The sequence below is a fragment of the Streptomyces sp. NPDC059080 genome, from assembly GCF_042739975.1.
In the GTDB taxonomy this organism is placed as follows: Bacteria; Actinomycetota; Actinomycetes; order Streptomycetales; family Streptomycetaceae; genus Streptomyces; species Streptomyces benahoarensis.
Genome location: NZ_JBHYGX010000071.1, coordinates 2,844 through 10,416 on the forward strand (window position 1 = coordinate 2,844; position 7,573 = coordinate 10,416).

Annotated in this window: 10 protein-coding genes; 7 read left to right on the plus strand and 3 right to left on the minus strand. The window is 68.6% G+C overall.

Going from position 1 to position 7,573, the window contains the following annotated elements:
* Positions 1-133 precede the first annotated feature (133 nt).
* Positions 134-652: a GNAT family N-acetyltransferase gene (locus ACFWWQ_RS29270; RefSeq protein WP_384602243.1), complete on the minus strand. Its 519-nt coding sequence runs from the start codon at positions 650-652 to the stop codon at positions 134-136.
* A gap of 121 nt (positions 653-773) precedes the next feature.
* Between ACFWWQ_RS29270 and ACFWWQ_RS29275 the strand changes: the two genes are divergently transcribed.
* A complete protein-coding gene (locus ACFWWQ_RS29275) occupies positions 774-2,093 on the plus strand; it encodes a geranylgeranyl reductase family protein (RefSeq protein WP_384602245.1) in 1,320 nt (439 codons plus the stop codon).
* 205 nt (positions 2,094-2,298) lie between these two features.
* On the opposite strand, the gene ACFWWQ_RS29280 is transcribed toward ACFWWQ_RS29275, so the two are convergent.
* Positions 2,299-2,469: a hypothetical protein gene (locus tag ACFWWQ_RS29280; RefSeq protein ID WP_384602246.1), complete on the minus strand. Its 171-nt coding sequence runs from the start codon at positions 2,467-2,469 to the stop codon at positions 2,299-2,301.
* A 572-nt stretch (positions 2,470-3,041) separates the two neighbouring features.
* Here ACFWWQ_RS29280 and ACFWWQ_RS29285 point away from each other — a divergent pair.
* The gene (locus ACFWWQ_RS29285) at positions 3,042-3,311 is read left to right on the plus strand and encodes a GntR family transcriptional regulator (protein ID WP_384602248.1); all 270 of its coding nucleotides are present in this window, start codon (positions 3,042-3,044) and stop codon (positions 3,309-3,311) included.
* A gap of 164 nt (positions 3,312-3,475) precedes the next feature.
* On the opposite strand, the gene ACFWWQ_RS29290 is transcribed toward ACFWWQ_RS29285, so the two are convergent.
* Entirely contained in the window at positions 3,476-4,666 is a 1,191-nt protein-coding gene (locus tag ACFWWQ_RS29290; protein ID WP_384602250.1) for a helix-turn-helix domain-containing protein, read from the minus strand.
* 147 nt (positions 4,667-4,813) lie between these two features.
* Between ACFWWQ_RS29290 and ACFWWQ_RS29295 the strand changes: the two genes are divergently transcribed.
* The 5 genes from ACFWWQ_RS29295 to ACFWWQ_RS29315 all read left to right on the plus strand — a co-directional run bounded on the left by ACFWWQ_RS29295 (position 4,814) and on the right by ACFWWQ_RS29315 (position 6,596).
* Complete coding sequence (locus ACFWWQ_RS29295; RefSeq protein ID WP_384602252.1) at positions 4,814-5,062, plus strand: hypothetical protein; 249 nt, start codon at positions 4,814-4,816, stop codon at positions 5,060-5,062.
* On the plus strand, positions 5,059-5,184 hold the full coding sequence (locus ACFWWQ_RS29300) for a hypothetical protein (protein ID WP_384602254.1): 126 nt from the start codon (positions 5,059-5,061) through the stop codon (positions 5,182-5,184). Before ACFWWQ_RS29295 ends, ACFWWQ_RS29300 begins: the two co-directional genes overlap by 4 nt.
* Positions 5,181-5,387, plus strand: coding sequence for a hypothetical protein (locus ACFWWQ_RS29305; RefSeq protein ID WP_384602256.1), 207 nt, complete (start codon positions 5,181-5,183; stop codon positions 5,385-5,387). The genes ACFWWQ_RS29300 and ACFWWQ_RS29305 overlap by 4 nt, the downstream gene beginning before the upstream one ends.
* Positions 5,384-5,842, plus strand: a complete 459-nt coding sequence (locus ACFWWQ_RS29310) for a hypothetical protein (protein ID WP_384602257.1) — start codon at positions 5,384-5,386, stop codon at positions 5,840-5,842. Before ACFWWQ_RS29305 ends, ACFWWQ_RS29310 begins: the two co-directional genes overlap by 4 nt.
* Before the next feature lie 412 nt (positions 5,843-6,254).
* Positions 6,255-6,596 (plus strand): hypothetical protein, encoded by a 342-nt coding sequence (locus tag ACFWWQ_RS29315; RefSeq protein WP_384602258.1) that lies wholly within the window; start codon positions 6,255-6,257, stop codon positions 6,594-6,596.
* Positions 6,597-7,573: the final 977 nt, after the last annotated feature.

A 7,573-nucleotide genomic window follows, 5' to 3' on the forward strand; every position in this document is an offset into this window, starting at 1 on the left:
CGGGTGGTCTTTGTTCGCGTGGCTAAACCCCAGCGGCGGAATGGTCGCCCTGCACCGCGCCCCCCCCCGCGCGGGGGGGGGGGGGGGGGGGGGGGGGGCCCCCCCCCCCGGCCGGACGTTCACCGGCGCCGCCTCACAGCGTGAGCCGGTAGCAGTACGCCGTGAGCTTCGGCGTCTCGTACGTCTCCGCCCGCCGCATGCCGAGCCGTTCGGCGACCGTGATCGACCGCGCGTTCCGGGAGTTGATCATCGCGACGACCTCGGGGACCCCGGCCGCCCGGACGTCCTCCAGCGCCGCGCGGGCCGCGGCCGTCGCGTACCCCTTGCCCCAGTGGTCGCGCCCCAGCCGCCAGCCGATCTCGATCTCGCCGGCCGGGCCCCACGACTCGTGCGGCCACGGCTGGGCACCGGCGAATCCGAGGACCGTGCCGTCCGGGCCGAGCAGGGTGTAGAAGCAGAAGCCGCGTTCGGCGTGGTGGCGGCGTTGGCGGGCGGTCAGCTCGTCGTAGACCGACAGTTCGGCCGGGGCGCCGCCGTGGAACTCCATGACGTCGGGGTGGGCGAAGGCGTGGTGCCAGTTCCACGCGTCCTCCTCGGTGGGCACCCGCAGTTCGACGGCGGGGGGCACGCCGTCCGTGGTCGTCTTCGTCATCGGCTTCACGGCCAACCCTTCAAGATCTGATCACCAAGGCCCCCATAGACTGCCCATGCCTGGTGCTGTTCGGCACCCGGATATGCAGAAATCCAGATATCGACTTCCCTGGAGATCCCCCGTGACCGAGTCCGCGCCCGTGACCGAGTCCGCGCCCGCCGCCGAGCGGCGCTCAGAGCACAGCGCGGATGTGATCGTCGTCGGCGCCGGTCCGGCCGGATCCGCGACCGCCTACCACCTCGCGCAGGCCGGGCTCGACGTCCTCCTCCTGGAGAAGACGGCGTTCCCCCGCGAGAAGGTCTGCGGCGACGGTTTGACGCCACGCGCCGTCAAGCAGCTCGTCGCGATGGGCATCGACATCTCCGAGGAGGCGGGCTGGCTGCGCAACAAGGGCCTGCGCATCATCGGCGGCGGCTCCCGCCTCCAGCTCGACTGGCCCGACCTGGCGTCGTTCCCGGACTACGGACTCGTCCGCAAGCGTGACGACTTCGACGAACAGCTCGCCCGCCAGGCGCAGAAGGCCGGTGCCCGGCTGTACGAGCGCTGCAACGTCGGTGCCCCGATCGTCCACGAACTGACCGGCCGCATCACGGGCGTGCACGCCAAGCTGGGTGAGGAGAAGACGCCGGTCACCTTCCATGCCCCGCTGGTCGTCGCCGCCGACGGCAACTCCACCCGCCTCTCCGTCGCGATGGGCCTGCACCGCCGCGAGGACCGCCCGATGGGCGTCGCGGTCCGTACGTACTTCACCTCGCCGCGCCACGACGACGACTATCTGGAGTCCTGGCTGGAGCTGTGGGACCGCCGCGGCGCCGAGGACCGGCTGCTGCCCGGTTACGGCTGGATCTTCGGCATGGGCGACGGCACCAGCAACGTCGGCCTCGGCATCCTCAACTCCTCGTCCGCCTTCCGGGAGCTGGACTGGCGCGAGGTCCTCAAGGCGTGGTGCGCCTCCATGCCCGAGGAGTGGGGCTACACCCCCGAGAACATGACGACGACGATCCGCGGCGCCGCGCTGCCGATGGCGTTCAACCGCCAGCCGCACTACACCCGCGGCCTGCTGCTCGTCGGCGACGCGGGCGGGCTGGTCAACCCGTTCAACGGCGAGGGCATCGCGTACGCCATGGAGTCCGGGGCGCTGGCCGCCGAGGTCATCGTGCAGGCGCATGCCCGCGCCACCTACCTCCAGCGCGAACGGGCCCTGGAGGGCTACCCGAAGGTCCTCAAGGAGACCTACGGCGGCTACTACTCGATGGGCCGCGCGTTCGTGAAGCTCATCGGCAACCCGAAGGTCATGCAGATCGCCACCCAGCGCGGGCTGACCCATCCGCTGCTGATGCGCTTCACCCTCAAGATGCTCGCCAACCTCACCGACCCCACGGGCGGCGACGCGATGGACCGCATCATCAACGGGCTGAGCAAGGTGGCCCCGCGTTCGTGATCATTCAACCGCGGTAGGCGGCGAGTTGCTGAGCTTGCAAACTATCCGCCTAGGGGGCAATTGTCCTCGCTCCGTAGACACGTAGAGCCGCCCGCTGCGTCACGCGACGCGGCGGGCGGCTCCGCGTTTGGGCGCGGTCCGGGCGGAGGTACGACTGCGCCCCGCCCGGAGTGTTCGCGGACGGGGCGGGGGAGCCGGCGGCGAGTCAGCCACGCTGCGACGGGGCGATCTCCCAGAGGAGCGGGCCGGGGATGAGGTGGGGCGCACAGTCGGGGCAGGCGTGCAACGTCACGCCGGGTCCGCTGGTCCGGTCGATGTACCGAACCGCTACGGGGGCTGTCGTCTCGCGTACGCAGCGGCAGCAGATGGCGATCATGCTCCCACCGCCACACGCAGAGTGCGGCTATGCGGGCTGACGTGTACGCCGTGAATCTTGCTGGGGCCTACGTCGATGCCGCGTAGCGCCATGTCGAGTACCCAGAGCCTGTACGCCCCGGCCTGCTCTTCGGGGCTGACGGGCCGCTTACGGGGTGAGGCGGTGAGGTAGGGGCGCACGGGGTGGATGGTGTCCAGGAAGGGGCGGGCTTCGGAGGCTTCCCGGGCGTAGGGGCTTTTGTGGGGCGGCAGGGGCCTGCGTCGGTGTTCGGGCTGTGGCTCTTCTGCCGGCGCCGGCGCGCGGTGTCGTCCTGAGGCGGGGAGCAGTCGCTCCACCCAGCGAAGCAGGGTGGAACGGGGGTTCGGTCCGGGGATGAGCGCCAGGACGAGACGTCCGAGAAGGTGCGCGGTAAGGTCGCGCATGCTGTCAGCTCCTAGATAGCTGTTCGGCCATGCCCCCGGACCCGGCCAGGTCGCGGGGGTTTTTGGTGTCCGCGATCGTACATAGCTCCGTAGAGCTATGTATAGCTCTACGGAGCTTTTGGGAGTTTTCGGGTCCTCTAGCTTGGGTTCATGCGCGTACCCGAGTTCGCCCCACAGCCGTCCCAGGTGCTGTATGTCGCCGTGGCTGACCACGTGGCGGCGCGAATCGCCGCGGGTGACCTCAAGCCCGGAGTGCGCCTGCCGTCCGAACGGGATCTCGCCGCGGAGTACGGCGTTTCGTACGTCACGATGCGCCGTGCAACAGGAGTGCTGCGTGAGCGTGGGCTCATCGAGACGGTTCACGGTCGGGGCACGTTCGTTGCCGAACTTCCGCCGGCCGAGCCGACTGAAGGGGCATGAGAGTCGGCTTACCCATCCGTTCCGGCAGTCCTTCCCAAAGTTCGACCCGACGGCATCAAGCGCAGCAGGCCAACGGTGAAGATGAGGCGAAGACAGTAGAACCCCGCCACTTCACAGGGGAAGGAGTGGCGGGGCTCCGGATGAGGCTGGTTCCCATCGGACTCTCACGGTTCCGGCGTGAGCCCCGACCGCTTGGCAAGGCGCACCAAATCCGGCCGTGATCGCTGATGAAGGATGAACAGGACCCGCAGCACCTCGCGTGCCATGGGGTGAACCTCTGCCATCTGCGGTGCAATCTCATGTGCCCGCGCCAACGCCTCTTCCGCCCCGCGCATGTCGTTGATGTCAAGCCGGGCGCGTGCTGTGTCGATGCACAAGCGACCGACGCGGCTCGCCCCGAGACCGGCGGGAGGCGTCCGCATGAGCGGTTCCGCCATCTCCGATGCCACTTCGGGGCGGCCAAGCTCGACGTGCGCGGCCAACTCGTAAAGGGCCTGGTTGCCGGGGCCAAAGGTGAGGTTGTGCCGCAGCACGTCGCGAGGGAAGCGCGATGCGAAAACCTGTGCGCGCTCGTTGTGAGCCGCCCACGCGTTGCTGTCCTTCGCTCGACTTGCAAGTACGACGCCCCGCAGATGGAGAGAGCCCAGGGTTATTGCCGCATCCGGGGTATTCGCCTTGGTGCTTCGCTCGTAGTGGACGATCGCACGGTCAACGATCGCCAAGCCGTCGCCGTACTCGCCCGCCGACTGGTAGGTCCCGGCCTCATTCCATGCGGCCCCCGCTTCCGCTTCCGGGGCCCACGTCTGCCGGGCGGCCCACTGCTGGCGGCTCACGATCATGTCGGAAAGATCAGCCTGCCCGAGGCGGTGCGTGACGGCGTACGCGCACCCGTATAGGTCGGCGAGCTGCGCCCACGCCGTCGTGTCTCCGCCTGCCTCCAGGGCGACGGCGGTCGTCTGGCCAAGGAGCTTCGGCAGCCTTCGCAGCAACTCCAAATACCGTGTGTCGGCGCGGAGTTGGGCAGCTTGCCGCAAATCCTCCGCTAGTACATCCAGGGGCGGCACGTCTTCCCGGGGGAGCGTGTACCGACGCACGGTCCCTTTCAATTCATCAAGCAGACCCCGCTGTTCGCTCGGGTCGCTGAAGAGGTCTCCGTAGATACGGGCCGTCGTGACGTTCATGGCGCGCGCCGCCTGTGCGACCACGGGCGGGGTGGCTGTCCGGGTTCCCTTCTCGATCTTCCTGAGAAGCGACGCCGAGATGTCCATACGGCGGGCTAGGTGCTCTTGCCCCCACCCGAGGGTTTTCCGCAACACTGCGATGTTCTGGCCGGGGGCAGGTGTCGGTTTGCTCATGGGGTCAATGTTCCACGCGCCCGAGTAGGGCAACAGGCCAAGTGCCGTGACCTGCAAGGCGGGTGTGTCACTTCTGTGTCAACTGATCTTGGTCCCTGGTCGTTGACTTGTGCGTGACCCGGTCAAGGTACTTGAGGAAGGGGCCGGATGAGTAAGCCTGACACCTGCGGCGAGACGGGGCCGAGGCTGCGCGGCATCCGCAGCGTCACCGAGGCCATGGACGGAGCGGCCGAGGAACTGCGCGCTGCGCTCAGGGTGGCTGGGATCGACGCCGAGGGCATCGCCTGGCACATGGCCGAGACCGCTGGCGGGGAGGTCTGCCGCTTCTCCCTCGGGGACGGAAACCTCGCTGCTGTCCGCAAGCTCGCCCGCGTACTCCGGGCGGCCCGCCGATGAGCAAGGAGACGGAGAAGAAGGACACGGCCGGAAGCACCAAGAACCTCCGGGACAAGCTGAACGAGACGAACAACGCCAGGCGCGCGAACCGTGAGGCTCACGACGGGAGGCCCCTCAAGTGAGTGGGACCTCGGTCTGGTCTGACGACCCGTTCGGCTCGGGTGGCCTGGCAATCCACTCGGAGTGCCCGGCGTGCGTCGCCGCGGGCGAGCTGCTGGACGAAGCGGCTACGAAGCGCGACCAGTCCGCCGCCGCAGACGCCCGCATCTACCTGCGGGAGCACCCCGACCACCGCCGCGCGCCCGGACGGGAGGAGGCGACGTGACCCCTCGCACCACCTACGACTCGGCAACGCTGAGGCTCATGCACGCCGCCGACGAAGCGCGCCTTCGCATCGACGGCATCGGCGAACGCCAGCTCCTGGCGGATGACGGCGTGACCCCGATCTACCCAGGCATCCCGCTCGGCGCCGCTGAGCCGTCGGTAGTGCGGCGAATCGCCGACGCGCTGTCGAGAGACCGGTACCGCCACGCCACCACGACGGCGACCCTGCCGGCGTCCGAGCTGGAATGCACCGGCGTGGCGTCGGCGCGGATGCTGCGCGCGTCGCTTCTCGGCTACGGCTACGACGTCGCTGTCTGGGGCACGGGCCGGGACCTTGGTGCGGCCCGCGTCGTCATCGAGGGGCCATTCCCCGCCGCCGCTGCCCAGCAGATGGCCGCCGCACTCAACGTCTACGACCGCCTAGCGGACGCACGCCGAGGATGGGGCCATGGCTGAAGGCTGCACTACCTGGCGCGCACTGTACGAGCGCGGGGAACGGGACGCCGCGCAGGGTGGGTTGGCGGCGGGGCGATGGTGGAAGGCGAAGGCCGCCGCACACGCCGCCGTATGCAACCACAGGACGGCCCCCGAGCCTGATGTGACGGAAGGTGCGGACGCGGTCACTCATGGGAATGCCGGCATTCCGGTGGAGGGTCCGGCGGAACTCGCCGTGGATTCCCACCGGTGCGACTGGCGTCCCCAGGCGGACGACTCCCAGCGCTGCACCCGTTGCCGCTCCGTGCGGTATCCGACCCTGCGCGCGCTGATGGCCCCCTAGACCGCCGCTCCGGCCCCACGTCCCGTACCTCCCCCCGGCGGGGCTGGTGGAGCCGGAGCGGCACCCGTACCCCCGAGCGAAAGGCGACCGATGCGGCATCTCACCAGAGTTCCCGACCTGCGCTCGCCCTCGCCGACCGTGCTGGAGGACGACCTGGCATGCCGCCGAGGGGACTACGACCTCACCCCGGCGCTGGCTGCCGCCGCCCTTGCGGTCGATGCCGGACCCAAGGCCGACGACTACATCAGCACGGGGTGGTGCTGCCTCGATCTCGGGCACACCGGCCCCCACTACGTCGTGGTCAGGGACCTCTACGGCGCAGGCGTGTGGATCAGGTGGCTAGGGCCGCTGGCTGATCTCGTTGTCCACCCCGACTGTCCTCATGGCGGCTGCCCGCTCTTCGCCCGCCACACCTGGCCCTGCCCTGACTAACCCCCAGACTCCGCCCCCGGCCGGACGCACGCCGCCCGCTATCGGCTTTCCCGGCTCGGGGGCGGGACCAGCTCCTTGCAGCCCGGTTCGAATCCGGGCAGGGGACTCCACCCTTCGGCGGATGACCGACCCATGGAGGTATCCGTGCACTCCCAGCCTGCCAAGGAGACGGCGCCCCGCGCCGGAACCGTCGGTGCGGAAGATCTGCTCGTGCATGAACTTGTCACTGCGTCCGGCGATCTGCGGCCGAAGTGCGGCGCTGGAGAAAAGGACGAAATTCATGGGTGGGTACGCGCGGTCAACTGCGCTGATTGCCTGGGGTCATGACATGCAAATCCTGGGGGGGTGACGGCGTGGGTAAGCCTCGCGTCCACAAACCCCATGCCAACGGGAATCGAGACAGTAGAACACGGAAGGTGGATGCCGAAGAGCGTAAGCAAGATGCAAGACGGCTCGACCTGCTAACCCGAATGTGGGCCCGGGTCAACGAGGGCCACACCAACCGGCCTCGGGGAGACTCATGAGCGGGCAGGCAATCACGACATCGGTCTACGTCATCCCGGGTGGTAGCGGTACCACCGCTCTGCGAACTGCGCCGCGCTGGGGAAATACCACACGATGCGCTTCTATGTTTGGTCACTCCAGAAGGCGGCGCAGATGGGTAAAACTCCCTGTCGCCTGTGCAGTGCCCCACCAAAACCCCCGTCCCGTGTTTCTTGACGTTTCGGTTTCCCGGGGCGGGTTTCCATCAGCAACAAAAGAGAGAGGTCAAGAAATGGCGACGGAAGAGGGAGCGTGCCCTGTCTACGCTGACGGGCTCCACCAACTGGAGCCGGTGCCGGGAACCAACCTCATGATGTGTACCTGCGGAGCGGGCGCCGCCTAGTGTCTCGTGATTCCGTCAGCGTTACGTGATCTTGTGTGGCAGGGTCTCTTGGCGTGGAGCTCTCTGTGGAACAGGCCGCCGAGTTGCGGGA